This is a genomic window from Roseiconus lacunae (genome assembly GCF_008312935.1).
GTDB lineage: Bacteria > Planctomycetota > Planctomycetia > Pirellulales > Pirellulaceae > Stieleria > Stieleria lacunae.
Window position 1 is genome coordinate 95,101 of sequence record NZ_VSZO01000011.1, and the last position, 26,855, is coordinate 121,955.

A 26,855-nucleotide genomic window follows, 5' to 3' on the forward strand; every position below is an offset into this window, starting at 1 on the left:
GGGCGATGGGCGAAAGTCACGTTGCAAATTGGAGTAGCCGATTTTAGTCCGCGTCGTGGTTTGTGGTAGGCAACGTAACTTTGGAAATCGGCGTTGACCGCCGGCGCGGACTTCGTCCACGTGGGTGACCATTCCGTTCAACGGACACCGCATCGCCTTGTCGGTTTGTGACCCTTCCAAAACTCCCGCCGCAACCGGGGCTTGGGCTCGCCCAAAGGCGAATGAAGGTCTGGTCGCTGGTATCGCCGTTTGCCTACTTTCTCAGCCAATGTCTTCATCAGAGTGTCCGACCAATTAGGGCAAGCGGTGTCGGTTGTAGCGAAAATCGGACTTGAATTCGGAAGACGAAGGTCCGCAAGTTTTTCAAATGAGGGGGGCGACAAGCGAAGACATCGAGAACTTGGCCGGCAAACCCATCAACGTAAACCAATCGATGACGTATAAATCACCGCGGAAGAGCCGCGAGCGATTTGCACACGGTGATTGGCAACCCGCTACAGTAGAGTGGTGCGGTGACGTTCACCACGCCGCCTAAGACAAGATTGGAAGTCATTTGCCCAGCCATCGAAACACTACCCAATGAGCGATTTGGAAGATCTCACTCGTTTGCCGGACGATTTCGACGGCCATGTGCGGTTGTTTCCTTTGCCGTCGTTGGTGTTGTTTCCCCACGCCGTTCAGCCCTTGCATATTTTCGAGCCCCGGTACTGCGAAATGCTGTCCGAGGCACTCGCCACGGACGAACTGATCGCGATGGCGACCCTCCGGAACGATGAGTCGGGTACCGTCGGGCAGCCTCCGATTGCTTCGACTGTTTGCATCGGCAAGATCGTGTCACACGTTCCCTGTGATGACGAACGGCACAATATCCTTTTGGTCGGGATCAAGCGGGCCAAGATCGCGACGGAGGTCGACGCGAAACGTTGTTTTCGAATCGCAAAATCGAACGTGCTAGACGATTTGTATCCACCCGCCGGGAAGAGCCAGCGCAGTCAATTGAGGGCGGATTTGCTTGGGGCGTTCGGCGAGGTCATCCCTGCGACAAAGTCCGCAAAACAGGAACTCTCCGAGTTGTTGACCGGATCGATGGGACTCGGGCCGATCACTGACATTATCTCCCACACCCTGCCGCTGACCGTTTCGATGAAATTACGGCTTTTGGCCGAGCACAACGTGGACACTCGTGCCAAACAACTGATTCGCTTTTTGAAGTCAGGTGCGGTCGAGTTGCCGCAAGCGTCTGGAAAAGAATCGAACCCACAGCCTTTCGAAACTGTTGGCCAAGACGCGGCCGAGGCAACCGAGGACGGCGGGCAACAATTCCCACCGCCCTTCAGTTTGAACTGACATTTGGCTCAAGCGGGCGCCTAGTTCTCAGACCAGTCGGGGCGGCTGTGTCCTGCCGATTGGATCTCTTCGAGCTGTGAAAGCAGTTCCTTCAGTTTTTCGGGCTTTGATTTCGCCAAGTTGTTGGTTTCGCTCGGGTCATCGGAAAGGTTGTAAAGCTCGTGCTTGCCCGGTCCTTTCTCGTACGTCAGATGCTTTTTGGGTTTTGCATCGGCATAGGAAAGGACCTTCCAGTCGCCCACCCGAAGCGCGAGCGTTGGTCCTTTGTTCGGTTGCTGTAACAAGTGGTCGCGACCTTGAGCGTCATCTTTTCCCAGCAGTGCATCGAGGACATTGAAGCTGTCGGGGCAGGCGCCAGCGGGCAGCGATTGTCCGGCAAGCTTGGCGAGGCTTGCGGGAAGGTCGACGGTGCAGACGATTTTATCGGACCGGCCAGGTTTGATGGTGCCTGGCCAAGACGTGATGAAAGGCGTGCGAGTGCCGCCTTCGTAGATGCTGTACTTTCCGCCGCGATAGATTCCCGACGGTGTGTGCTCGTGCAATTTCTCGATCGCCCCGTCTTGATAGCCATCATCAAGGACGGGACCGTTGTCGCTGCAAAATACGATCAAGGTGTTCTCTCGTAGACCCAATCGGTCAAGTGTTTTAGTGAGTTCACCGACACACCAGTCGAGTTGGACGATCGCGTCGCCACGGTATCCCAGTTTGGTTGTTCCTTGAAAGCGTTCGTGCGGCATGCGTGGGACATGCAAATCATGAGACGCGAAAAACAGGAAGAACGGATCAGACTGGTGTTTCTCGATGAAGGCGACCGACTTCTCGACCCAGGCGTCGGCGAGATCTTCGTCACGCCAGCGGGCTTTCTCGCCACCGGTGAAGAAGCCGATGCGACCGATTCCGTTATGGACCGTTTGGTTGTGCCCGTGACTCCAGTCCATCTTCAATGTTTTGCGAACTTCTGGGTCGCTTCCGACGGGGTGGTCGGGGCTTGGACGCTTCTTCCCGACCCAGAGAGGATCGGCGGGGTCGAGGTCAACGACTCGGTGGTTTTCAACATAAACGCTGGGGACACGATCGTTGGTCGTCGGCATGAGGAAACAGTAGTCAAAGCCAATTTCCAGAGGTCCCGGTTTTAGCTTCCCGTTCCAGTCGGGGGCGTCGCCTTCGCCAAGGCCCAGGTGCCACTTGCCGACAACGCCTGTTTTGTAGCCCGCAGTCTTCAGCAGGGAAGCGACCGTCTCGGTGCCCGGCTTAATCAAACTGGTCGCATTCGGGGGGGCGATGCCGGCGCCTGGTTGTCGAAATGCATACATGCCGGTCAGGAAAGAGAACCGGGTGGGCGTACAGGTCGAAGCGCTGCAATAGCCCTGGTTAAACTGCAGTCCGTCTTGGGCGAGTCGATCGATATTGGGAGTTTTCAGTTCGGTGGCGCCGTAGCAGCTCAGGTCGCCGTATCCCAAGTCATCCGCCATGATGACGATGATGTTAGGCGTGTCCTTTGCGACGGCCGGCGGTGTCGGTGCGACTCCGGCGAGGGCGGCGAGTGCGAACGCACCGAAGGTGGTAAGGTGGCGCAAGTGCTTCATCGAGATAGATAGGGGCGTGTGGGATTGCGCGGGGGGGGTGCGCGGAAGGAATTTGTTGAGATCTAGGCCACACTGTACACGATCTTCTGCCCGTCGAAGATTGTCGCGATGGAGGGAAGTTGACCAGAAATTCCCTGTTTTTTGTTCCCGACACGACTTCCGAGAAGTCGGTGAGGGCGGCAAATGCGCTCCGTGTGATGCTAAGCCGTTTCTGTGGAAAGGTTTACGGCAGTTTTTTCGGCTACAGCACAATTCGGGCCAGTTTTTCGCGATGGGGTTTTCCAGCTCAGCGGGTTTTGATATTCTTCCTAGAGAGCCGAGGTTCCATCCGTACTTGATCGCTGTGACAACCCCGTCGATCTATTCGTACCCGATCGTTGTGCCCCAAAATCCGGGCAACACCTGCAGACGGTACGATTGATTGGACGTGAACGGTGATCGGGACATGTATTTGGTCACGATAGTTTTGACGATTACGTCTTTCACATCCTTATGTGCACATCCCCGCGGTCGATCGGAACGCCGCGACGGGAGTGGTGCGAGCGTTGCAGCCAGCCGAGGTCTGCGGTGCGCGCTATCTGGCACTTCGCTGGCCAAATCGATCGGTGCGAACGCTTTCCATTCATGGAGTCTCTTGAAACAAAGTGGGTCATGTCAATTGGAAAGTTGTCGCGTCAAAGCCTCCGTCGCATCCGCCCAAATCCACGATTGGGCTGAGCATGAGTTGTCGGCAGTCGCTTGCCGCAGTTCTGTAGCCCTTTCCTAAATCGCCGTCCGAGATCACGCATCTCAAGTCCAGCAGGAGCTTTCTCTACCGATGGCAGTTACGTCCAAGCGTCGTCTGATTCCTACTACCGTCCGTTACTTTGGAAGCGATCAGGGTGAGTTTGACCTCCCCGATCTCACCGCATTGCAAACCGCATCCTACAAGGAATTCTTGCAGGAAGAGGTTGGCATCGATCAGCGCGTCGATAGAGGGCTTGAGAGCGTCTTGCGCGAGATTTTTCCGATCTCCAGCTACGACGGCAATATCACGCTCGATTACCTGCGCTACGAACTAGGTAAGCCGCGTTATACCAGTCAGGAATGTCGCCAGTTGCGTCTAACCTACGGGATGCCGCTGCGGATTTGGTTGCGTTTGAATCGCGAGGAGCCGCACGAGGAAGAGGTTTATCTCGGTGACATGCCGATCATGATGGGCGGCGGTGAGTTCATCATCAATGGTGCCGAACGCGTGGTCGTGAGCCAGTTGCACCGTTCGCCCGGTGTGGACTTTGTTTGGGATACCGATACGACGACCGATCGCAAGTTGCCTTCGTGCCGGGTTATCCCCGAACGCGGTAGCTGGGTCGAGTTTAACGTGACTAAGAAGGACTCGTTGACGGTGCGGATTGACCAAAGCGGTAAATTCGCGGCGACGACCCTGCTTCGCGCGATGGATCCAAAATTTTCGACCGACGCCGACATCCTGCAGGCGTTCTATCCGACTCGCACCGAAGCCCTTTCGGGAATCGAAAGTGCACCGGCGATCGAAGGCAAGATCGCCGTCGATGATATTGTGTATCCGGCGAGTAGCGAACGTGCCGGAGAAATCATCATCGAAGCGGCACACCGCATCTCGAAAGAGGTCGCCGAAACGATCTGCACCGCCGGTGTCGAAAGCGCCGAGATCATGGACGCGCCCAAAGTGCCGGTGATCTTCAACACCCTCGTCGAAGACAACACCGCCAGCCATGAAGAAGCCCTGCTGCGGATCTACCAGCGTTTACGCCCGGGGAACCCGCCGCAGCTCGAAAAGGCTCGCGTGTTGTTCGAAGAGAAATTCTACGACGACAACCGGTACCGCTTGGGTAAGGTTGGCCGCTTCCGTTTGAATCGAAAGCTCGGTCTCGGTGTCAGTGAATCGGTAATGACGCTTCGTCCCGAAGACATTATCGAATCGATCCGTTACCTGATCGACTTGTTTGATCCCGACAGCAACGCGGAGATCGACGACATTGACCACTTGGGTAACCGTCGTTTGCGAACGATTGATGAGTTGGCTTGTGAAGAGCTGCGCAAGGGCTTTCTGAAGCTACGCCGTACCGTTCAGGAACGGATGAGCGTCAAGGACGCGCAGGACATGACCCCGCGTTCGTTGATCAATCCAAAGAGCGTTTCCGCCGCGATCGACTATTTCTTCGGCCGTGGTGAACTCTCCCAGGTCGTTGACCAGACCAACCCGCTTAGTCAATTGACTCACGAACGTCGTTTGTCGGCGCTCGGCCCAGGCGGTTTGAACCGAAAACGAGCCGGTTTCGAAGTGCGTGACGTTCACATTTCGCACTACGGTCGGATCTGTCCGATTGAGACGCCTGAAGGAACGAACATCGGTCTGATTAGTTCCTTGGCGATCTATGCCGGTGTCGACGACTATGGATTTTTGATCACGCCGTATCGGACGGTCAGCGAAGGCAAGGTGACTGACGAAGTTGTCTGGTTGCGAGCTGACGAAGAAAACGAGGCGTACATCGCGCCGGCGGATACCGAGCTAAACGAAGGGGCTCTCGTGCCCGGGCCGAACATGATCGCCCGGTTCCGTAGCGATTTCCAGATCGTTCAGCCACGCCAGGTGAACTACATGGACGTCGCGCCAAGCCAAATGGTCGGCGTCTCGGCCGGTTTGATTCCCTTCCTCGAGCACGACGATGCAAACCGTGCGTTGATGGGGTCGAACATGCAGCGTCAAGCGGTGCCGTTGTTGGTCGCCGAACCGCCGATCGTCGGGACCGGGATGGAGCGCGAAGTTGCACGCAACAGTGCGATGGTCGTTCGCGCCCGCCGTGCCGGTAAAGTGACCTATGTTGACTCCTGCCGCATTGAAATCGGCAGTGATCACTACGAACTGAAAAAGTACCAAGGTCTGAACGAGCGAACTTGCCAAAACCAAAAGCCGCTCGTCCGTCTAGGCGATGATGTGACCGAAGGTCAAATCATCGCCGATGGGGCAGCGACCCGTGATGGCGAGTTGGCTCTCGGGCGGAACGTCTTGGTTGGCTTTATGTCGTTCGACGGGTTCAACTACGAAGATGCGATCATCATCAGTGAAGAACTGGTGCGGAATGATACGTACACCTCGATTCATATCGAAGATTTCGATGTCGAGATTCGGGAAACCAAGCTCGGTCGTGAAGAGTTCACTCGTGACATTCCCAATGTCAGCGAGAAAGCGCTTCGTAACCTGGACGAGAACGGGATCGTCCGCGTCGGTACATACGTCAAACCAGGCGATATCTTGGTCGGAAAGGTCAGCCCGAAAAGCAAGACCGAGCTGACTCCGGAAGAGAAGCTACTACACGCGATCTTCGGACGCGCCGGTGAAGACGTGAAAAACGATTCACTGGAAGTTCCCTCGGGCATCGAAGGGATCGTGATCGACACGCACAAGTTCTCGCGTCGGATGAGCTTGAGCGAAGATGAGCGAAAGGAATTCGAGCGTGAACTGAAAGAGGTTGAAGCGACCGGCAATACCGAGATCGCAAGCACCTTCGAATCGCTCGTTCGTGACCTGGAAGAAGCTGCCGGAACCAAACTTAAGGACTCGACCGGAACGCCCTTGGCCGACGGTCAGGATCCGAAGTTCGTTGCCGAGCGTGCGATCGCTTTCCGTCTTGATCACGTCCTGGGACAGGTGAAGGGTGAGGAACAGACCGCCGCAGTCGAGAAGGTCTTCAAGTCGCAGTGGCGAAACGTCGAGACCGCAATCGATCAGCGTGACCGCAAGCTCAATAGCATGAAACGCGGCGACGAACTTCGCAGCGGTGTCTTGCAAATGGCCAAGGTCTACATCGCGACCAAGCGTGTGATCAGTGTCGGTGACAAGATGGCCGGTCGTCACGGAAACAAGGGGGTGATCGCGAAGATCCTTCCAATCGCTGACATGCCGTTCCTACCCGATGGGACACCTTTGCAAATTATGCTCAACCCGCTGGGCGTTCCCAGCCGGATGAATGTGGGGCAGATTTTGGAAACCCACCTCGGTTGGGCCGGTGCCAAGCTCGGCTTCCAGTCGATCACGCCGGTCTTTAACGGGGCCAGCGAAGAGGACATCAACGATGCACTCGACGAAGCCGGTTTGCCACGGCACGGTAAGGTTCGCCTGACCGATGGTCGTACCGGTGAGCCAATGGAACAGGAAACCACCGTCGGTTACATCTACATGCTTAAGCTGCACCACTTGGTCGATGACAAGGTGCACGCCCGAAGTACCGGACCGTACTCGTTGATCACCCAGCAACCGCTCGGCGGTAAGGCTCGTTTCGGAGGTCAGCGTTTCGGGGAAATGGAAGTTTGGGCACTCGAAGCATACGGTGCGGCGTACATTTTGCAGGAGCTATTGACTGTCAAAAGCGACGACGTCGAGGGCCGAACCAAGATTTACGAGTCGATGGTCAAGGGAGAAAACACCCTGGAAGCCGGCACGCCAGCCAGCTTCGACGTTTTGACCAACGAGATCCGAGGACTCGCGTTGAACATGCAACTGGAGAAGCGGCCGATCTAGTCGGGCAGCTCGGTGATCACCTGGTTCAGCCAGCGGTGTTCCTCTGCCGATGGAGGGTGATCGAAAGCAAGTGGTCGCGGCGCAGACAGCCGCCGCGACTTCGGGACTGGCATCAGTTCCACGACATCATCGAACGTTCGCGTGCCGACGAAGGAATTCGGCTGGCGAACTTCATTTCAACCGAAAACCAATAGCTAACCGCTCACTGCTAAAGGCTCACATATCATGTCGATTGGCGAAACCAGCAACTACGATCGCATCAACGACTACGCTTCGGTTCGAATTTCGTTGGCGCGGCCGCAGGACATCAAGAGTTGGTCGTTCGGCGAGGTCAAGAAACCCGAAACCATTAACTACCGTACCTACCGTCCTGAAAAAGACGGTTTGTTCTGCGAACGGATCTTTGGCCCCGAAAAAGACTGGGAATGCGCCTGCGGTAAATATCGCGGGATGAAGTACAAGGGGATGATCTGTGACCGCTGTGGCGTGAAAGTCACACACAGCCGCGTCCGCCGGAAACGCATGGGGCACATCGACCTCGCCGCGCCGGTCGTTCACATCTGGTTCTTCAAAGCGATGCCCTCGCGTTTGGGGAACCTGCTGAATATGAAGACCAGTTCGCTCGAAAAGGTCATCTATTTCCAGGACTACGTGGTCATCGATCCAGGTCAGACCGATCTGGAGCATCAGCAACTTCTGACCGAAGAAGAATTCCGCGCGGCCCGCGCCCAATACGGCGCCGGGACGTTCGAAGCCGACATGGGCGCCGAAGCGGTTCGCAAGCTGCTCAACCAATTGGACTTGGTTCAATTGTCTGAAAAGCTGCGTGTCGAGCTGGAAGAAACCGGCAGCAAGCAGAAGAAAAAAGACCTGACCAATCGTCTGAAAATCGTCGAAGCAATCCGCGATAGCGACAACCGTCCCGAGTGGATGGTTCTCGATGTGATCCCGGTCATTCCGCCCGATTTGCGCCCCTTGGTTCTTCTCGATAGCGGTAATTTCGCGACCAGCGATTTGAACGATTTGTATCGCCGGATCATCAACCGTAACAACCGACTTCGCAAACTGGTCGACTTGAACGCTCCGGAAGTGATTATCCGGAACGAGAAACGAATGTTGCAGCAATCGGTCGACGCGTTGTTCGACAACAACCGCTGCAAACGCCCTGTTCTGGGATCGTCAAACCGTCCGCTGAAATCGCTGACGGACATGATCAAGGGTAAGCAGGGGCGTTTCCGTGAGAACTTGCTCGGTAAACGAGTCGACTACTCGGCCCGATCGGTGATCGTTGTCGGTCCCCGCTTGAAGTTGCACCAGTGTGGTCTTCCGAAGAAGATCGCGTTGGAACTGTATCAACCGTTCATCATTCGGCGACTCAAAGAACTCGGCCACGCCGATACGATCAAGTCGGCCAAGAAGATGCTCGAACGAAAGGACGAGGAAGTCTGGGACATTCTCGAGCAAGTGATCACCAATCACCCCGTTCTTCTCAACCGGGCTCCGACGTTGCACCGGATGGGGATCCAGGCGTTCGAGCCGACCTTGGTCGAAGGGAACGCGATCAACCTCCACCCGCTGGTTTGCAAAGGCTTCAATGCCGACTTCGACGGTGACCAGATGGCGGTCCACTTGCCGCTTTCGATCGAAGCTCAGGTCGAAGCGCATACGTTGATGATGAGTACCAACAACGTCTTCGCACCGTCCAACGGTAAGCCAATTATGAGTCCTTCTCAGGACATCGTGATGGGTTGCTACTACATGACGTGTGAACTTCCCAATCGTCGCGGCGAAGGGATGACCTTTAGCGGTTACCAGGAAGTCGAGTTTGCTTACGCACAAGGCACGGTCGACTTGCACGCCCGGATCAAAATGCGTTTGCCGCGTCACCAACGACTGAAGACCGAAAACAACGACGGCAAATACGGCGAGATTATCGAGACCACCCCGGGACGCGTTCGCTTCAACGAAATGCTTCCCGACGGAATGGATTATTACAACCGCGCGATGCGTAGTGGTGACTTGGCCGGTGTGATTAGCGACTGTTATCAGCGACTAGGACGCCGCCAAACGATTCACCTGCTTGACGACATGATGCAGATGGGCTTCCGCGAGTCCACTCGCAGCGGATTGTCGTTCGGTACCGATGACTTGGTGACCCCCGATTCGAAGACGAACTACATCACCGATGCCGAAAAAGAGGTCATGCGTCTGAAGAAGGACTATGACCGCGGTTTGATGGGTAACGACGAACGTTACCAGATGGTGCTCGATGAATGGACTAAAGCTCGTGAATTGATCACCACCGACATGATGACGGCGATGGAGAACGACACCCGAAAGGGTGCTTGGTACATCAACCCCGTCTTCTTGATGAGTCACTCGGGTGCTCGGGGCGGTATCGCCCAGATTCGTCAGTTGGCCGGGATGCGTGGTCTGATGGCTAAGCCTACCGGTGAAATCATCGAGACACCGATCAAGGCGAACTTCCGTGAGGGATTGTCGGTACTGGAATACTTCAGTTCGACGCACGGGGCTCGAAAGGGTCTGGCCGATACGGCACTGAAGACGGCTGACAGTGGTTACTTGACCCGAAAACTTGCCGACGTCGCACAGAACGTGGTCATCACCATGGATGATTGTGAAACGACGCAAGGGATTACCAAGGGCGTTGTCTACCGCGGGGAAAAGGTCGAAGTTCGTTTGGTGGACTCGATCAACGGTCGGGTCAGTCGCAAGTCGATCGTCAACCCGGTGACCGACGAAGTGATCGTTTCGGAGAACGAAATGATCACTCCCGAAATCGCTCGCAAGATCGAGCAGATGGGCTTGGAAAAACTGCAGGTTCGTTCGCCGATGACCTGCGACGCACCCCTCGGTGTTTGCCGCCGTTGTTACGGCATGGACATGTCGACCGGTGCGATGGTCGAAGAAGGCATGGCCGTCGGTATCATCGCCGCCCAGTCGATCGGGGAACCTGGAACGCAGCTGACGATGCGGACCTTCCACATCGGTGGTTCGGTCAGTAAAGAAATGCAGCAGTCGGACATCAAGAGTAAGAAGGCCGGTGAGGTCCGTCTGACTCGGATTCGTGCGGTTGAAAACAAGGACGGACGCCTGGTCGTTCTGACTCGAAACGGCGAAATCGCCCTCGTCGACGATCGTGGCCGTGAGTTCGAAAGCTACCCGATCCCGACCGGTTCGATCCTGCTGGTCGAAGACGGCCAACAGGTCAAGCCTGGCGAGACCCTTTGCGAATGGAACCCCTATTCGGTGCCGATCCTTTCGGAAGTTTCCGGTAAGGTCCGCTTCGAAGACATCGTCGAAGGCGAAACCGTCCGAAGTGAACGGGAAGCTTCCGGTAAAAACCGTTTGGTCGTCGTCGATCACAAAGGTGATTTGCACCCACAAATCGTCGTCGAGGACAACACCGGAAAAGCACTCAATGTGCAGTTCCTTCCCGAACGTGCGACTATCTCGGTCACCGATGGCCAAGAGATCAAACCCGGTACGGTCCTCGCCGAAATCCCGCGTGACAGCGGTGGTGTCTCGGATATCACCGGTGGTCTGCCGCGAGTCACGGAGATCTTCGAAGCTCGAAAGCCTAAGGATCCTGCGATCATCGCCGAAATCGACGGCGAAGTTGAAATCCTGCCAGAGAAGAAGCGTGGTAAGACGACCGTCCTCGTCCGTAGCGAATCGGGGATCGAACGTGAGCACATGATCCCAACCGGGAAGCACTTTTTGGTGCATACCGGCGATATCGTCCGAGCCGGACAGTCGCTCGTCGACGGACCATTGGTTCCCCACGACATCTTGCGAGTCTCCGGTGAAGAAGCGGTCCAGCAATACCTGCTTCATGAAATTCAGCAGGTCTATCAGGCCCAGAAGGTTGAGATCAACGATAAGCATTGTGAAATCATCATCGCGCGTATGTTGCGGAAGGTGAAAGTCGAATCGCCCGGCGATACAAACTTGTTGCCTGGGTTAGTCATCGACCGCTTCCAGTTCCGTCATGCCAACCAAGAGTTGACCAAGTGCATGAAGGTGGCAGAGGCTGGTGATAGTGATTACACCGAAGGCGTGATCATTCCGAAGGACTTGTTCGAAGAAACGAACGCCAAGATCGAAGCCGAAGGTGGAACCCCGATGAAGGGCAAACGCCCGAAGAAGGCGACCGCCAGTACCCAATTGCTGGGGATCACCAAGGCGGCCGTTCAATCGAACTCGTTTATCTCTGCGGCGTCTTTCCAAGAAACCACCAAGGTTTTGACCGAAGCTGCACTTGCCGGCAAAGTCGACAAGTTGGTCGGTTTGAAGGAAAACGTTATTCTGGGACACCTGATTCCAGCCGGTACCGGTTTCCGCGTCTTCCAAGAATCGGAAGTCAACTACCGAACCGAAATCGGGCTCGAAGGCGAAGCGATTGCGGCGAGCACGTTGGACGAAGAGTTCCCGTTGCTTCGCAATGACGGTGGGGCTGGCGCCGCGGCACCTGTCGAAGCGACCCGGCCGATGGAAGCACCCGGAGCGATGGAGTCTCCCAGCCAAGCCGATCAGGAAATGACGCGGCTGCTTGGCGGAGCGAACCCGACGCTTGCCGATACCGGCGAGCAGCCTCCGACGATCGGTGGTGATTCCGGCCCGCTGGGCGAATAAATCGATTTCCCTTTGAATCGACGATGAACCAAGCAATTCCCGTTTGTGCACCGCACAGCGGGAATTGTTTTTTTACCAAGGTCGCCGCATCGGTCGGTCTATGTGAACTGACTTTGCCATCGATGGTTCTTGATCCTTGTTGACGACCGCTACAATGAAGGGTGTATCCCCGCCTTCTTACAGGACACTTCCGTGAGTTTGTCTTCGCTGCCAACCGCCGCCAAAGATCCCTACGCAAACGCCAAGCACGCGCTGGCCGATTACAAGTCGATGCCGTCTGAGTTGTTGATCCAACGAATCACGGCGGTGCGCGAAGAAATGGGTGATTCGCTGTTAATCCTCGGTCACCACTACCAGCAGGATGAGGTCGTCGAGCATACGGATTTGCGGGGAGACAGCTATCAACTTTCGCAAATGGCTGCCGAAAGTGATTCCTGTCGATCGATCGTGTTCTGCGGTGTGCACTTTATGGCAGAAACAGCAGACATCTTGGCCAATCGACCGGAAAAACTGCAACAGCGTGGTGAGCGGGTCCGCGTCGTGCTTCCCGACATGGCGGCGGGTTGTTCGATGGCTGATATGGCCGCGATCAATCAAGTCGAAGCGGCCTGGCAAGACATGTCCGAGATCATCGACACCGATCGTGTGATTCCGGTGACCTACATCAATAGTGCCGCCAGCCTAAAAGCGTTTTGTGGACGCAACGGAGGCATTGTCTGCACCAGCAGCAATGCCCAAGCGGTACTGGAATGGGCATTCGAACGCGGTGATCGCGTCTTCTTTTTTCCCGACCAACACCTTGGGCGAAACACTTCGCTCAAGATGGGCATCACCGAAGAGCAAATGCCGGTTTGGGATCCGTATGAACTTGATCTGGGCGGTAATGACGAAGCCGCGATTGAAAACAGCAAAGTGATTCTCTGGAAAGGACACTGCAGTGTCCACCAAATGTTTCGCCCGGAACATGTTGATCTGTTCCGCAAGCAGCACCCGGGAATCAAGATCTTGGTTCACCCGGAATGTCCACGTGATGTCAATGACATTGCCGATCTAAGCGGAAGCACCGGCTTCATCATCAAAGCGGTTCGTGAAGCAGAGCCGGGGACCAAGTGGGCGATCGGGACTGAACTGCATCTGGTCAATCGGTTGAAGGCTGAGCACCCCGAACAGGAGATCCACTTTTTAAGCCCTGTTGTTTGCATGTGCGCGACGATGTATCGGATCGACCTGCCACACCTTTGCTGGTCACTGGAGAACCTACGTGATGGGACGCCGGTGAATACCATTTCGGTCGACGAGGAAGTCTCGAAGTGGAGCTTGGTTGCGCTCGAACGGATGTTGGCGGTCAAATAAAAGACCTCAAAGTTCGTCCGTGTTCGCGTTGCTACCTTGCCTATCACAAAACCGTGTCGACTACGAAAACCAAACGACGAACCCCTTCAGCAACGGCAAAGATTTCGATCCGAGGTTGCCGTGTTCACAACCTCAAGGGTGTCGACGTCGATCTGCCCCGTGGAAAGCTGATTGCGTTTTGCGGTTTGTCAGGCAGCGGCAAAACTTCATTAGCGCTCGACACGCTCTACGCCGAAGGCCAACGAAGTTACATCGAGAGCTTTTCGGCTTACACGCGACAGTTCCTCCAGCGTCTCGATAAGCCGGATTGCGATTCGATTGATGGGATCCCTCCCGCGGTCGCGGTGACTCGTGCCGGTGGATCGAAAACGAATCGTAGCACGGTCGCAACCGCCACCGAAATCGCCGATCACCTGCGTCTACTGTTCGCAAAAAGCGCGACACTGTACTGCACCGGTTGTGGTAAGCCCGTCACCGCTGATGACCCCGCAAGTGCTGCCGAAGAGTTACACGGTAAGGGCGTTCGCGCGATGATCGGTTTTCCAATCTGGCTTCCCGATCGAACGTCCGGCGGCGAGATTTTGCTCGGGCTTCAGCAAGACGGCTTCGTGCGGATCATTGTCGACGGGGAGTCATTCCATCTGTCGGATTCTGATCGATCGTCTCTGGCAAAAAAAATCCCACGTAAAGGCACTGAGTGCATCGTCATCGTCGATCGGGTTTCTGCGGACAGCGATCTCGAACGGCTGACCGAATCAATCGAAACGGCGATGGGGGAAGGTCATGGTCGCGCGGTGATTTTGACTGAGTTCGGCGAAGCGGGCGAAGACAGCGCGACGCAATCCGACGGCGCTGATGTTGTTCGTGAAAGGCCGAGCGGATTTGGCAGGTTTCTCGTCGTCGATGGACGACCATTTCAGCGATCGATCATCAGTGATCAACGTCGATGTGATGATTGCGATCTCGACTACCCCGATCCTGTCCCGCGTTTGTTCAATTTCAACAATCCACTTGGGGCTTGTGAGAAATGCGAGGGTTTCGGGGAACTCGTCGACTTTGATATGGACTTGGTCGTCCCGGACAAATCGGTCTCAATCGCCGACGGGGCGATCGCTCCTTGGAATACTCCGGCTTATTCGCACGAACTTGACGAACTGCTTGCCTTGGCAGACGACTATGGCATCCCGGTAGATGTTCCATTTTCAAAGCTCAAGAAGAAGCAACTTCGGTTAATAAAGCAAGGCGTTCCGGAGCGAAAGTTTGGTGGGCTTGAAGGCTTCTTCGCGTGGCTCGAACGCAAGAAGTACAAAATGCACGTCCGCGTTTTTGCATCTCGGTACCGTAGCTATCGCCTCTGCGATCAGTGCGACGGAAAACGCTTCAAGCCGACGGCGTTGGCGTATCGGATTGGCGATCGATCGATCGCCGACATGTTGTCGATGTGTGCGAGCGAAGTGGCCGAGTTCTTTCAGTCGACGCCTCTGCCGCCAAAACAGCAGGCGATCGCCAAAGAACCGATGCGTCAAATCGATGATCGAATCGGCTACTTGCGATCAGTCGGTCTGGGCTATTTAGAGCTCGACCGCCCGCTTCGAACTTTGTCGGGCGGAGAAACGCAGCGAGTGGCGTTGACGAGTGCGCTTGGTGGCGATTTGGTCAATATGTTGTATGTGCTCGATGAACCCACCGCCGGGTTACATCCGGTTGATGTGGAGGCATTGGTCGATTGTGTGCGGCAGTTGTGCGATCGCGGTAACACTGTGATCGTCGTTGAGCACAACGACGTCATGATTCGGCAGGCTGATCATGTCGTCGAAATCGGGCCCGGTGCGGGGGCAAGAGGTGGTGAGATTGTCTTTGAAGGTTCGCCAAAGCAGTTGCTCAAATCAGACAGCTTGACCGGCGAATATCTCGTGGGAGCACGTGGCGCGACACTCAGGACACACCAACCGCGAGAACCACAGGGGCAGATACTCTTGAAGGGGGCATCGGGACACAACCTTCGCGATGTTGATGTCGAGATTCCTCTGGGGGTGCTCTGTGTCGTCACCGGCGTCTCTGGCAGCGGTAAAAGCTCGCTCGTTCAAGACACATTGCTGGCCGCAGTGCAGCAGCGGAAACTCGGACAGGCGGTCAAGCCGCTACCTTATCAATCCATCACTGGCCTAGGGCAAATCCAAGATTGTGTCGCCGTCGATCAATCGCCGATCAGTCGGTCACCGAGAAGCTGTCCGGTCACATTTTTGAAGGCCTTTGATCCGATTCGAAAGGTCTTTGCCGAAAGCCCAGAAGCAATAGCACGCGGCCTGACGCCAAGCCATTTCACATTCAATAGTGCCAAGGGACAGTGTCCCGCGTGTGAGGGCGCCGGTGTTCAGCAGATTGACATGCAGTTCTTGGCGGACGTTTCGATGCAATGTCCAGAGTGCCGTGGCACACGCTACCGAGATGATATTTTGAAAGTCCGTTATCGAGATCGCACGATCGCGGACGTCTTGGCGATGACGGCGCTCGAGGCCTACGAATTCTTTCGTGGTGCGGCCAAAGTGCAGGCAAAGTTGAAACGCATGATCGACGTCGGCATCGGGTATCTGCCACTTGGACAAGCCGCGACGACGTTGTCAAGCGGCGAAGGTCAACGGTTGAAGCTCGCCGCGTTTTTAGCTTCGGCCAGCCGTAAACGCACGCTGTTTATCATGGACGAACCGACCACAGGCCTGCACTTTGACGATTTGGTTCGTTTAGTCGACTGCTTTGACGCACTCATTGCCGACGGGCATTCGCTATTGGTCGTTGAACATAATCCGCTCTTGATGTTGTCGGCGGATTACCTGATCGATATGGGACCGGGGGCAGGCAAAGACGGCGGCCAAGTGGTCGCCGTCGGTACTCCCGATCAATTGAAGCAGAACCCCGATAGCCAGACGGGACGAGTCCTCGCATCGTCCGAATTCGCTTCTTCACCTCAGTGAATTGAAGCGTCCGCCGATCGTCGCTCGGCTCTCCGAGCCGTCAGCGGTTCGGGCGACGCGTTTAACTTAGAATACAGGATCAGTATCCGCTGGGGTTGGCTGTGTCGCCGACGTTGATTTCAGGTAGGCCGAGGTTTTTGCGGACTTCGTCCATCATCGATTTGGTCCGGCTGGCCCCGACACGCGAGATTCCCAATTCGCGAACTTTGACCAATGTTTCGGCGTCGCGAACGCCGCCGGCAGCTTTCACTTGTACATGCTCGGCGGCATGTTTTCGCATGAGCGTGAGATCTTCGATCGTCGCGCCACCGGTTCCGTATCCGGTCGACGTTTTGACCCAGTCCGCATTAAGGTCGCTGCAGATTTCGCACAATTTGATTTTGTGACGATCTTCGAGGTAGCAATTCTCGAAGATCACTTTGACTTTCTGCCCCGCCGCGTGCACCGGCTCGATCACTGCCTTGATATCGGCGGTGACGTAGTCCCAGTCTTCGCTAAGTACTTTGGAAATGTTAACCACCATGTCGAATTCTTGGCAGCCATCTTTGATCGCTTGTTCGGTTTCGGCGACCTTGATCGCGGTGGTGTGTCCGCCGTGGGGAAATCCGATCGTGGTTGAGGCTTGGACGGTGCTGCCGTCTAACAGTTCGGCACAGCGTTTCAAGTAGTAAGGCATGATGCAGACGCTTGCGACGTCGTAGGCCCGTGCCAATGCAATGCCTTCTTCGAGTGTTTGGTCGGTCATTGTTGGGTGCAACAATGAATGGTCGATCATCTTTGCTAGGTCTTCGTAGCTATGTGCCATCGGCTTGATCTCTCGATAAATTGAAAGAGGGGCGACTTGGGGGACAGCGACAAGTTTACCCGAGATCGCGTCTATCGCAGAGCGGGCAATTCCGGACGTTAGCATCCATCGACTCTCTTGCCGGACGATCGAGTCCGACGTCGGGACTCGATACTGAACTAGCGTGACCGTGGTGGCTGGCTGGAGAGGGTCCGTTGGGCTTCGATCACGCGAATCGCCTGCCGCGGTGTCATTGTCAACAATCGATCTCGGCCATTTCCATCGGGCGCAAATTCGGTGAAGCCTTCTTCATCGACCGAGACGCGGCCTGGTTGTGACAGCCCAAAGTACTGGTCTTCAGGCCGAACCGCATGCAGCACGCTCGTTAAATCCCAAGTCGGGCGGTCATGGTTGGGGCCACTGTGCAGCAAGTAGGCTTCGCGCACGATGTGGTGTGGCACATAAGCGAAATCGCGCGCGATGCTCTCCCGCGGGTATGGGGCTTCTAAACCGATTCGGAATTCACTCCAGACCACCGGGACTTCGTCCGGTGAAAGCTTCGCAAAACGCTGCATCGCATCGATTCCGTTGATCACGTTTGCTTCGGGATGTCGATCTTTATTCATCACCGGTCCAAAACTGCCGGCCATGACGGAAATCAGTTTGCATTTCTTTCGAATCAAATCGACGCCGGACAGTGAACTGAATTCGTCGCCATCGGTTTCCAACAGATCGGCAAGGTTGGTTGCCAAGCCGACTTGAATAATGACGACGCTGTGGTCTTCGCTAGCCGCCAGTACTTCGCGAAGCACATCAACGGCGGGAGGGACGTCATCGCTGGATTCGACGTCATGGGGATAGCGAAGTTTTTGGCCGTCGGTTGCTTTACAAACCTTTAAATAGGCGCTCTTTCGACGTTGAGCATCGCGAGTCGCACCGATCGACAGGTCGCCTCGCCCGTAAAACGTATTGACCGCATCGACGAAAGGTGCGGCGAGCGGATTGACCTTGGAAATCGTCACGGCCTTCAATTCGCATTCACCGCGATCTTGCAATGCATGGAGCATCGCGAGCGCCAGGACGTCGTCACAATCGCCAGTGATGTCCGTATCGAAGATCACCGGGACCGGAGTTGTTGATTGTGGTGCGAACAGCCCCTCTCGCAGATCTCGGTTGTCTTGTGCACTCCCGGTCACTGGCAACAAGACGATCGAACACAGAAATACGGCGACGAACGGAGCGACGAGGCGTTGATACATCAGTGGGTTTCTTTGGAGAGACGTTGTCGAAGTGAATCGAGTAGGACGGCTAGGATGATCACGCCGCCGGTGATTAGTTGCTTAATTGCATCGTCGACACCCATCTGTGCCAAACCCGATTGCAGAACCGCGATGATGAGAACACCGATGAATGAAGCGATCACGCTACCACGACCGCCCATCAGACTCGTGCCGCCGATGACACACGCGGCGATCGCGGATAATTCGAGTCCACGTGCCGCATTGGGGTCGGAAGTTAACAACCGACCGGTATGCGAAATTGATGCAAGTCCGCAGAGCAGGCCGCTGATCGCAAACGTCGCCACAAAAATCGGTGCCGTACGAATGCCGCTCATCTTGACCGCTTCCTTGTTCGTTCCGATCGCGATGCAATACCGGCCGTAAACCGTTTGGGTCAGAAGAAATTGGGCGATCAACACGGTCGCAATGGCGAACAAGAACGAGGGGGAAAGCGACAAGCCTTCGATCGGTTCTCCAAACCATTCAAATTTGCTGCCGATATAGATCGACTGATTGTCGGTAACAAGTTTGGTGCCCCCGCGGGCCATCTCCAGCATGCCCAGCGTCACGATAAAGGAAGGGATTGCGAACCAAGCGGATACGAATCCGCTAAGAAATCCGCAGCAAGTCGTCGTCAACACGCATAACGCAATGGCCGGAATGACACCGAGATCGTATTCGGTCATCGCAACTCCGATGACGGCCGCGCCGAGTGCGAGTAGTGATCCGACCGACAAATCAATTCCGGCGACGATCAATACCAACGTCATCCCGACCGATACAAATATCAAATCGGGGCTACTGTTGGCGATTGTTAATGCGGTTTGAATGCGAAAAAAATTGTCTGTCAAACTGGCGAATAAGATGATCAATATGATGAGCACGCCGAGCAGCCCGGCGTACTCGATGACTGCCGAAAAGATTCGGCGACGGAGGACGACGCCTCCGGAGGGAAGACGATCGGCACTGTTCATGCTCGCACCTCCGCAGGCATTTCGAAACTCGCTTGCAGGATCAAGTCTTCACTCCACTGGTCTCTTGAAAAGGTACGGATCAGGTGACCGTGATTCATCACCGCGATCGTATCGCAGGTTTCAAATAATTCATCCAAATCGCTGCTGACGATCACGATCCCTTTCCCCGACGCAGCGATTTCGTCAAGCAACTGATAGATCCGTCGACGAGCGCCGACGTCGATTCCACGAGTCGGTTCGTCAAACAGAAACACGTCGGCATCGTTGGCAAGCCATTTCGAGATGACGACTTTTTGTTGGTTACCGCCACTCAATGTACCGACAGGCTGTTCGATACTTGTGCACTTGGTTTGGAGCCGAACGCAGAGGTCTTCGCTCGTGTGTTCTTCGGCACGGCGGCGGATCAGCGAGAAATTCGAAAAACGCTTGCGAAGCGATGCCAGAGTGATGTTACTGCGGATCGGTTGTGGCAACAGCAAACCGTTATCCTTGCGATCTTCGGTCACCATTGCCAAACCGGATGCAATGGCTTGACGGGGGTGTTCGAATCGTTGCGGAGGACGATCGGCCACTTTTACGGTCCCGCTACTAGCTACGTCCGCACCAAAGATTGCTCGCAGTAGCTCGGTTCGTCCACTTCCAACCAATCCCGTGATGCCGAACTTTTCACCCGCTTTTACTTCGAATGAAAAGTGACGGACCGGTCCACAATGGATCTGATCGACTCGCAGCACCGGTGGTTTGTTCTGATCGATATAACTGTGGAACTGATGGGGTGGCGCGGAACTCGCATCGGGACCGACGCCGCTCATCAAGTCAACCATCTCATCAGTCGAGGTTGATCGAACGTCGCGGGTGCAGACATAACGACCGTCGCGAAGTACCGTGATTCGTTCGGCGATTTGCTTGATCTCGTCGAGACGATGCGAGATGTAAATCATCCCGACGCCTCGCTGTTTCAGTTCGGTCAACTGTTCGAAGAGGCGAGTCGTTTCCGAACCGGACAGCGCCGCGGTCGGTTCGTCCAAGATGAGCACTCGGCACTGTCGCGCGAGCGCAGCGGCGATTTCGACCATTTGTTGCTGACCGACGCCAAGATGACCCACTGGCGTGGACGGATCGAGATGTTCAAGTCCTAGTCGAGCGAGCGCCGATGTCGCGTCTTGGTGAAGCTGTTTGCGCCGGATCAATCCACCGGTATTGGGGAGGTCAGACAGAAACAGGTTCTCGGCGACCGATAGCGTGGGCAGCAGGTTCAGCTCTTGCTGGATGATTTGAACGCCCGCGGTCTCCGCTGCCTGCTTGTTTGTGGGGGCGAAAGCCTGGCCGCGCAGACGCATCGTGCCCGAAGTGACCGACGTTAAACCGGCGATCATTTTGCATAGCGTGCTTTTCCCGGCACCGTTGGCGCCTAGCAACGCATGGATTTCTCCAGGGACAAGGTCAAACGACACGTCACGCAACACGACCACTTTGCCGTATTGCTTGGTCATCCCCTGGGTCGTGAGGACTTCGGTCACGCCGCTATTCCTGCGTTGATGCTTCTGCGGAAGCGGCAATCGTTTCTGCCGTGACCAGGTCAACCGGCGTTTCTGTGTCGCCGATTGCTGTATCCGGATTGCTCAGTTTTTTAAGCGCTAGTTCGATTCCGAAGACGGCGAGTTGATCGGCATGCTGATCGGCGGTTGCCAAAACCTTCCCCGATCGCACGGCATCTTGGATTGCCGAGATATTGTCGAATCCGACGATCTGGACGGTGTCAGCCTTGCCGGCAGATTTGACGGCCGCGATCGCCCCGAGCGCCATCGTGTCGTTCGCTGCCAGGATGGCCTTTACATCCGGATGCTCACTCAGGATCGAGGACGTGATCGTGTTGGCATTGCTCATCTCCCATTGAGCGCTTTGCTTGGAGACAATTTCGGCGCCGAGTGCCTCCATCGCGTCTTCGAATCCGGCAACCCGTTGCTGCGAATTTGCAGCCGTTTGGATGCCTTCTAAGATGGCGACTCGGTCTCCGGCGGAAAGTTTCTTGGCCAAGTATTCACCGACCTTTTTTGCACCGGCGCGATTATCGGGGCCTACGAATGGAACTTCGATTTCCTCCGCCGCCAGAACTTCCGGGTCGAGTTTGTTGTCGATGTTCACGACCACAATGCCTTGCTTGATTGCTTTGCGAAGTGCCGGTGCCAGTGCTTTCGAATCCGCCGGCGCGATCACGATCGCGTCGACGCCCGCGGATACCATTTCATCGACCAACGCTACTTGACCGCTCAAATCCGTTTCTTCTTTGATGCCGTTGACGATCAAGGTGTACTGCTCGGAATGGGCTTCGGCATGTTCACGCGCCCCATCGGCCATCGTCGAGAAAAACTCGTTGGCGAGTGATTTCATGATCAACGCAACTTTCGGTTTGCCGTCTCCGTCCGTCCCTGATCCGGTCGGATCGGAAGCGGACTTGGTGCATCCCGCGATGGCGGCGCTGAAGAGCAACAGGAGTGCGATTGATTTTCGCATGTCGATTTCGGGTGGGCAGGAGGGGGGGAAGTTTCCAACGACCTTAGATCGTGGCCCGTCGTGGTGAGGGCGGGCTATCTTATCAGACAGGCGTTCCGATTGCGTCGGTCGGGAAAGAATTCGAATGCGCGACTACGCAAACTTTTCGATCAACTGTGTTTTGATTTCAGCGTTTGACGGTCGGGGGGCGCGTTTCGCGTGTCGAAGGTGGCGCGTTTTGAGCGGATTACAAATGGGCGTTCGATCCCTATCCTGCGTCGAGTTCATCCGCCTTTGAAGTTACAGCGTCTGCGGTTGGAAGACTCGGTTGTGCACCAGCCACCGAGGCGGCCAGCGCACCGGCGATGTTTGCAAGTCGAACAGCCCGGTCAAGGGGAACGCCTGAGGCGAGTCGAACGGCGAGGGTACCGGCAAACGCATCGCCTGCGGCCGTGGTGTCGACCGCCTTGATCGTGATCGGTTCGATCAAGCGGGCTCCCATGCCGTCGTCAACGATGGTGCCGCGATCTCCCAGCGTGATGATCGCAACGTCCGGCCCCGATGATCGCAGTTTTGCCGCCAATTGTTTGGCTTCTTCGACCGTGCCGCAACGATCTCCGGCGATCGTGACTGCTTCCGTTTCATTGGGACAAAGCACGTCGACGTCAAGCATCGTGGCGGGTAAAGCTTGTGCGGGTGCCGGGTCTAGAATCACTTTCACGCCGGCTTGTCGAGCGATCGCGATTGCCGCTTCGACCGTCTCTCGTGGGGTCTCGAGTTGCACCATCAAGACGTCGCTTTGCCGAATCGCATCCCCGTGCCGCTGGACATCCGCCACGGTGACTTCGCCGTTCGATCCGGGCACAACAACGATGCTGTTTTCACCGCTCTTTTCGACTGCGACGATGGCGACACCTGACGCGGTGTCCGCCGTCGTTTCAACGCAGGTACAGTCGACGCCTTCGGACACAAGGTGTTCACGCAATGTCTTGCCGAAGCCATCATCTCCGACTCTCCCGATCAATCGCACTTCCCCTCCGGCTCGCGCCGCGGCGACGGCTTGGTTGGCTCCCTTTCCTCCGGGAATTTCCTCAAATGCTTCGGCGGTAATCGTCTGGCCTGGCAACGGCAAGTCGGCGCAGCGGACGACCAAATCCATGTTGATCGATCCGAGTACGGTGATCTTGGGGCAGTTGTGTGGCGTGGGGGGCATGATGAGAGCGAACGCATTCAGGGAATCTACGGCTACTGACATGGTGTGTCAGGTCGAGGCCGAAAACGATGATGGGTGTCGCAGTTTAACGAATCGTTGCGGCGGATGGTTCCCTCGATCGGAAGGGTTTGGCGCGGATCGAACCCGAGTCGATGCGGTTTTGGGGCGTTGGTCAACCGGGGAGGATCAAGCCGACTTTTCAAAACAGTGAGATTCCGCGATGCTTTCGCACTTGCCGCGTGTGTTTTAAAGTTGTGTTCTGTGACGTCAAGAATGCGTCGCTCCAAGCGGGGGTTGGCTCATTTACGCTTGTAACCGAGCGTTCGCTTTGTTTGCCCTCCCCGGCCGCTCAAGCGTCCGACCCTCCCGCAAACGGGAGGGTGAAAAGAAGGGGGGCGACGCGAGGGCGTGAAGAGAAAGGCTCCATTACGGTTTGACCAAGCAACCGACGGGCGTTTGCTTGGTTTAGTTATGTCTGTAACGGTATTCGACTCGATTGGTCTCGAGAATTTAATTGAGTCGCTGCGTTCAGCTTGAGACGTCTCGGTTTCGATATCAAGCGATTCACAACAGCAAACCACCTGAGCTAGGCACCGATCTTATTTCATCACCGAATCGTTGAACCCATCATGGAAATTTGGCCTGCAATTGATCTTCGTCATGGCAAACCTGTTCGATTACGTCAGGGGGATTATGACCAGCAAACGACGTTCGGTGACGATCCCGTTGAGTTCGCGATCAAGTGGAAGGAGCTTGGCGCTAAGCGACTCCATCTCGTCGACCTCGATGCGGCTCGCGGAGATGACCCGACCGCAAATCGGGATGCCGTCCGGCGGATCGTTGCCGAGACCGGATTGCCTTGTCAAATGGGCGGCGGTGTCCGCGATGAAGCAGCGATCGAATCATTGCTGGCTCTCGGACTCGCTCGATTGGTCGTCGGTTCGGCTGCCCTGAAACGTCCCGATTGGTTCGCTTCGATGTGCGATGCCAACCCCGGAAAGCTGGCCGCCGGGATCGACGCCCGGGACGGGATGGTCGCTACCGATGGATGGTTGGAAACCAGTACGACGCCTGCGGTCGAATTGGCTCAAGACCTTCGCAAAAAAACGCCTAACATCGCGGCGATCATCTACACCGACATTGCCCGTGACGGCATGATGAGCGGGCCAAACTTCGATGGTTTACAGCAGATGGCTGACGCAACCGACATCCCGTTGGTCGCCAGCGGTGGCGTGACACACTACGACGACGTTTCAAAGCTGGTCGAAATGGGAATGCCGGCAGCAATCGTCGGACGCTCGATCTATGATGGAGTCATGCAACTGGACCAAGTGATCGAGATCGCCGGAGACCGCTAGACAATGAAGGGTTTGTTCTGCACCGAGTTGAAACAGTCATTTTCACAACTCTGTTTGTTTGTAAGCAGGATTGTTCTGGTCTCTATCGCGCTCGCCGTCGTTAACATCGGGGCAGTGTCGAACGCCCAGCCACCGACGCCGGGGTACAAAAAGTTACCGCCCGATGGCATTCAAATCGATGCGGCCGATCGGCAGCGATTACAAGTCCGCCTCGACGAACTCAAGAATCGAGCGACGCAAACGGTTCAACAATCAAGTGACCCCGAGGTTTGGTATGCCGATGTCGCGGTGCTGACTCGGGCGGTTGACTTGGCGATTAACCAAAACTTGTTTTTCAAACCCGCACATGTCAACGATGCATCCAAGCTGCTTGATGAAGCCGATCGCCGTTTGGAAGCAGTCGTTGCCGGTGACCGAGGTTTGAAACTGCTCGGATTTGACCCGGACAAAACTGCGAAACCACAAACGTTGGTCGCCGGATTTGTTTCGCGAATCGATGACTCGGTACAGCCATTTGGGATCGTCGTACCGGCTGGTTATTCGTTGCCCCAACACGAGCAAGCTTTTCGAACCGATATCTGGTTACACGGTCGAGGTGATACCAAAACGGAGATCCCATTTTTGACCGAGCGGATGAACAAAGTTGGGCAGTATGCTCCCCGAGATACCTTTGTTATTCATCCGTTTGGACGGCACTGCAATGCCTTTAAATTCGCCGGCGAGACCGACGTTTATGAAGCCCTTCAGGCGGCAGAGCGATACTTCCGCATCGATTCACAGCGAACCAGTATTCGTGGTTTTTCGATGGGCGGAGCCGGCTGTTGGCACTTCGCCGTTCATGACCCGACGCGTTGGATGGCGGCTAACCCGGGAGCCGGTTTTGTTGACACCATCGTCTATCAAGGGTGGCAAAACGAGATGCCATTTAATAAGACGCCGACGATGGAAAAATTGTTGCGGTGGTATGACGTCTTGCCATGGGCGAACAATCTCCGCGGAACCAATGTGATTGCCTATAGCGGCGAGGTTGACAAACAGAAGCAGGCCGCCGATCGCGTGGCCCAAAAGGTCGATGAGTTGGGCTTTGAATTTCCGTACGTGATCGGTGCCGAAATGGGGCACAAGATCAATCAAGAATCGGTAGCCAAAATCGATCAACAAATCGCATCGTGGGCTGGCGATGTCGCACCGCTACCAAAGCCCAAAGTGGAATTTGTGACTTATACGCTACGATACAACACCGCCGATTGGGTTCGCATCACGGGGATGGTGGAGCATTGGACGAAAGCGTCCGTCAAAGCAACGGTTGATACCGATGCGGCCTCGATTGAGATGAATACCGAAGGCGTCACGCACCTCGAACTGGATTTTTCGCGTTCCGGATGGGCCGGGAAATCTGACGTGGTTGACGTCACGATCGATGGTCAGCAAGCGACCTTGGTCGACATGGGCAACTCGCGAGGTTTTCAGTGCCGGTTGATTCGACAGGATGACGGCGAATGGACAAAACAATCGTTCGGGCAACAGCCTCTTCGTAAGCGACCGGGATTACAAGGTCCGATTGACGATGCGTTTTGCGAACGGTTTGTGATCGTCTTGCCCAGTCGGCCCGCGCGGCACGGGCGAGTCCAACGCTGGATCGATCGGGAGACCGATTATTTGCAAAGCCGCTGGAAACGCTTGATGCGCGGTGACATCCAAGTCGTCCAAGATCGTGATTTGACTGACGATCAGATCGCCACTTGCAATCTCATTTGCTTTGGCGACTTCAGCAGCAACCGCGTCTTATTTAATGTCGCAGACTCGCTACCGATTCGCTGGACTCGGCAAACGCTAGTGGTTGCCGGAAAAAGTTATGATCCGGCCGACCACGCACCGGTGATGTGCTTTCCGAATCCGATGAATCCCTCGCGGTACATCGTCGTGAATAGTGGCATGACGTTTCGCGAGTTTTCCAACGTCAGTAATAGTCGCCAGATCGCAATGCTGCCTGATTATGCCGTCATCAACGTGACCGAAGAAGACGATTCGATTTTTCCCGGAACGGTTGTCGATCAGGGTTTCTTTGATGAGCAGTGGCAGTTCGCTGGGGGTGGCAACTAACAATGATGATCATCGCAACTGTTAGTTGCCTCGTTGGACTTATCAATTCGGGAGTGATCAATCAGTCGACGGGCGTTCGCTCGGTGACTGCTATGAAACCATCGCTAAGCAGGCAAACACGAGTCTTTGGGTTTAAACATCTGGATAACACCTTCCCGCTTGCGGGAGGGTCGGACGAGCAAACGGCCGGGGAGGG

Annotated in this window: 14 protein-coding genes; 7 read left to right on the forward strand and 7 right to left on the reverse strand. The window is 55.6% G+C overall.

The window, feature by feature from the left end:
* The first annotated feature begins 579 nt into the window (after positions 1-579).
* The gene (locus FYC48_RS16290) at positions 580-1,347 is read left to right on the forward strand and encodes an LON peptidase substrate-binding domain-containing protein (RefSeq protein WP_149497795.1); all 768 of its coding nucleotides are present in this window, start codon (positions 580-582) and stop codon (positions 1,345-1,347) included.
* A 20-nt stretch (positions 1,348-1,367) separates the two neighbouring features.
* On the opposite strand, the gene FYC48_RS16295 is transcribed toward FYC48_RS16290, so the two are convergent.
* Positions 1,368-2,933, reverse strand: coding sequence for a sulfatase family protein (locus tag FYC48_RS16295; RefSeq protein ID WP_149497796.1), 1,566 nt, complete (start codon positions 2,931-2,933; stop codon positions 1,368-1,370).
* A gap of 817 nt (positions 2,934-3,750) precedes the next feature.
* Between FYC48_RS16295 and rpoB the strand changes: the two genes are divergently transcribed.
* The 4 genes from rpoB to uvrA all read left to right on the forward strand — a co-directional run bounded on the left by rpoB (position 3,751) and on the right by uvrA (position 16,454).
* On the forward strand, positions 3,751-7,473 hold the full coding sequence (gene rpoB, locus FYC48_RS16300) for a DNA-directed RNA polymerase subunit beta (protein WP_149497797.1): 3,723 nt from the start codon (positions 3,751-3,753) through the stop codon (positions 7,471-7,473).
* Positions 7,474-7,698: 225 nt separating this feature from the next.
* Positions 7,699-12,129: a DNA-directed RNA polymerase subunit beta' gene (gene rpoC / locus FYC48_RS16305; RefSeq protein WP_149497798.1), complete on the forward strand. Its 4,431-nt coding sequence runs from the start codon at positions 7,699-7,701 to the stop codon at positions 12,127-12,129.
* A gap of 270 nt (positions 12,130-12,399) precedes the next feature.
* Positions 12,400-13,482, forward strand: coding sequence for a quinolinate synthase NadA (gene nadA / locus FYC48_RS16310; RefSeq protein ID WP_149497809.1), 1,083 nt, complete (start codon positions 12,400-12,402; stop codon positions 13,480-13,482).
* A 53-nt stretch (positions 13,483-13,535) separates the two neighbouring features.
* Entirely contained in the window at positions 13,536-16,454 is a 2,919-nt protein-coding gene (gene uvrA / locus FYC48_RS16315) for an excinuclease ABC subunit UvrA (protein ID WP_149497799.1), read from the forward strand.
* A 79-nt stretch (positions 16,455-16,533) separates the two neighbouring features.
* Here uvrA and deoC read toward each other — a convergent pair whose 3' ends face one another.
* The 6 genes from deoC to rbsK all read right to left on the reverse strand — a co-directional run bounded on the left by deoC (position 16,534) and on the right by rbsK (position 23,240).
* A complete protein-coding gene (deoC, locus tag FYC48_RS16320) occupies positions 16,534-17,259 on the reverse strand; it encodes a deoxyribose-phosphate aldolase (RefSeq protein ID WP_149497810.1) in 726 nt (241 codons plus the stop codon).
* A 158-nt stretch (positions 17,260-17,417) separates the two neighbouring features.
* Positions 17,418-18,497: a nucleoside hydrolase gene (locus tag FYC48_RS16325; RefSeq protein WP_149497800.1), complete on the reverse strand. Its 1,080-nt coding sequence runs from the start codon at positions 18,495-18,497 to the stop codon at positions 17,418-17,420.
* Positions 18,497-19,492 (reverse strand): ABC transporter permease, encoded by a 996-nt coding sequence (locus FYC48_RS16330; protein WP_149497801.1) that lies wholly within the window; start codon positions 19,490-19,492, stop codon positions 18,497-18,499. The genes FYC48_RS16325 and FYC48_RS16330 overlap by 1 nt, the downstream gene beginning before the upstream one ends.
* Complete coding sequence (locus FYC48_RS16335; protein WP_235034283.1) at positions 19,489-21,012, reverse strand: sugar ABC transporter ATP-binding protein; 1,524 nt, start codon at positions 21,010-21,012, stop codon at positions 19,489-19,491. The genes FYC48_RS16330 and FYC48_RS16335 overlap by 4 nt, the downstream gene beginning before the upstream one ends.
* 4 nt (positions 21,013-21,016) lie before the next feature.
* Positions 21,017-22,006 (reverse strand): sugar ABC transporter substrate-binding protein, encoded by a 990-nt coding sequence (locus FYC48_RS16340; protein WP_149497802.1) that lies wholly within the window; start codon positions 22,004-22,006, stop codon positions 21,017-21,019.
* A gap of 247 nt (positions 22,007-22,253) precedes the next feature.
* A complete protein-coding gene (rbsK, locus tag FYC48_RS16345; RefSeq protein WP_235034284.1) occupies positions 22,254-23,240 on the reverse strand; it encodes a ribokinase in 987 nt (328 codons plus the stop codon).
* Positions 23,241-23,827: 587 nt separating this feature from the next.
* Here rbsK and hisA point away from each other — a divergent pair.
* On the forward strand, positions 23,828-24,556 hold the full coding sequence (gene hisA, locus FYC48_RS16350) for a 1-(5-phosphoribosyl)-5-[(5-phosphoribosylamino)methylideneamino]imidazole-4-carboxamide isomerase (RefSeq protein ID WP_149497803.1): 729 nt from the start codon (positions 23,828-23,830) through the stop codon (positions 24,554-24,556).
* Positions 24,557-24,559: 3 nt separating this feature from the next.
* Complete coding sequence (locus FYC48_RS16355; RefSeq protein ID WP_149497804.1) at positions 24,560-26,659, forward strand: prolyl oligopeptidase family serine peptidase; 2,100 nt, start codon at positions 24,560-24,562, stop codon at positions 26,657-26,659.
* The last annotated feature ends 196 nt before the right edge of the window (positions 26,660-26,855 follow it).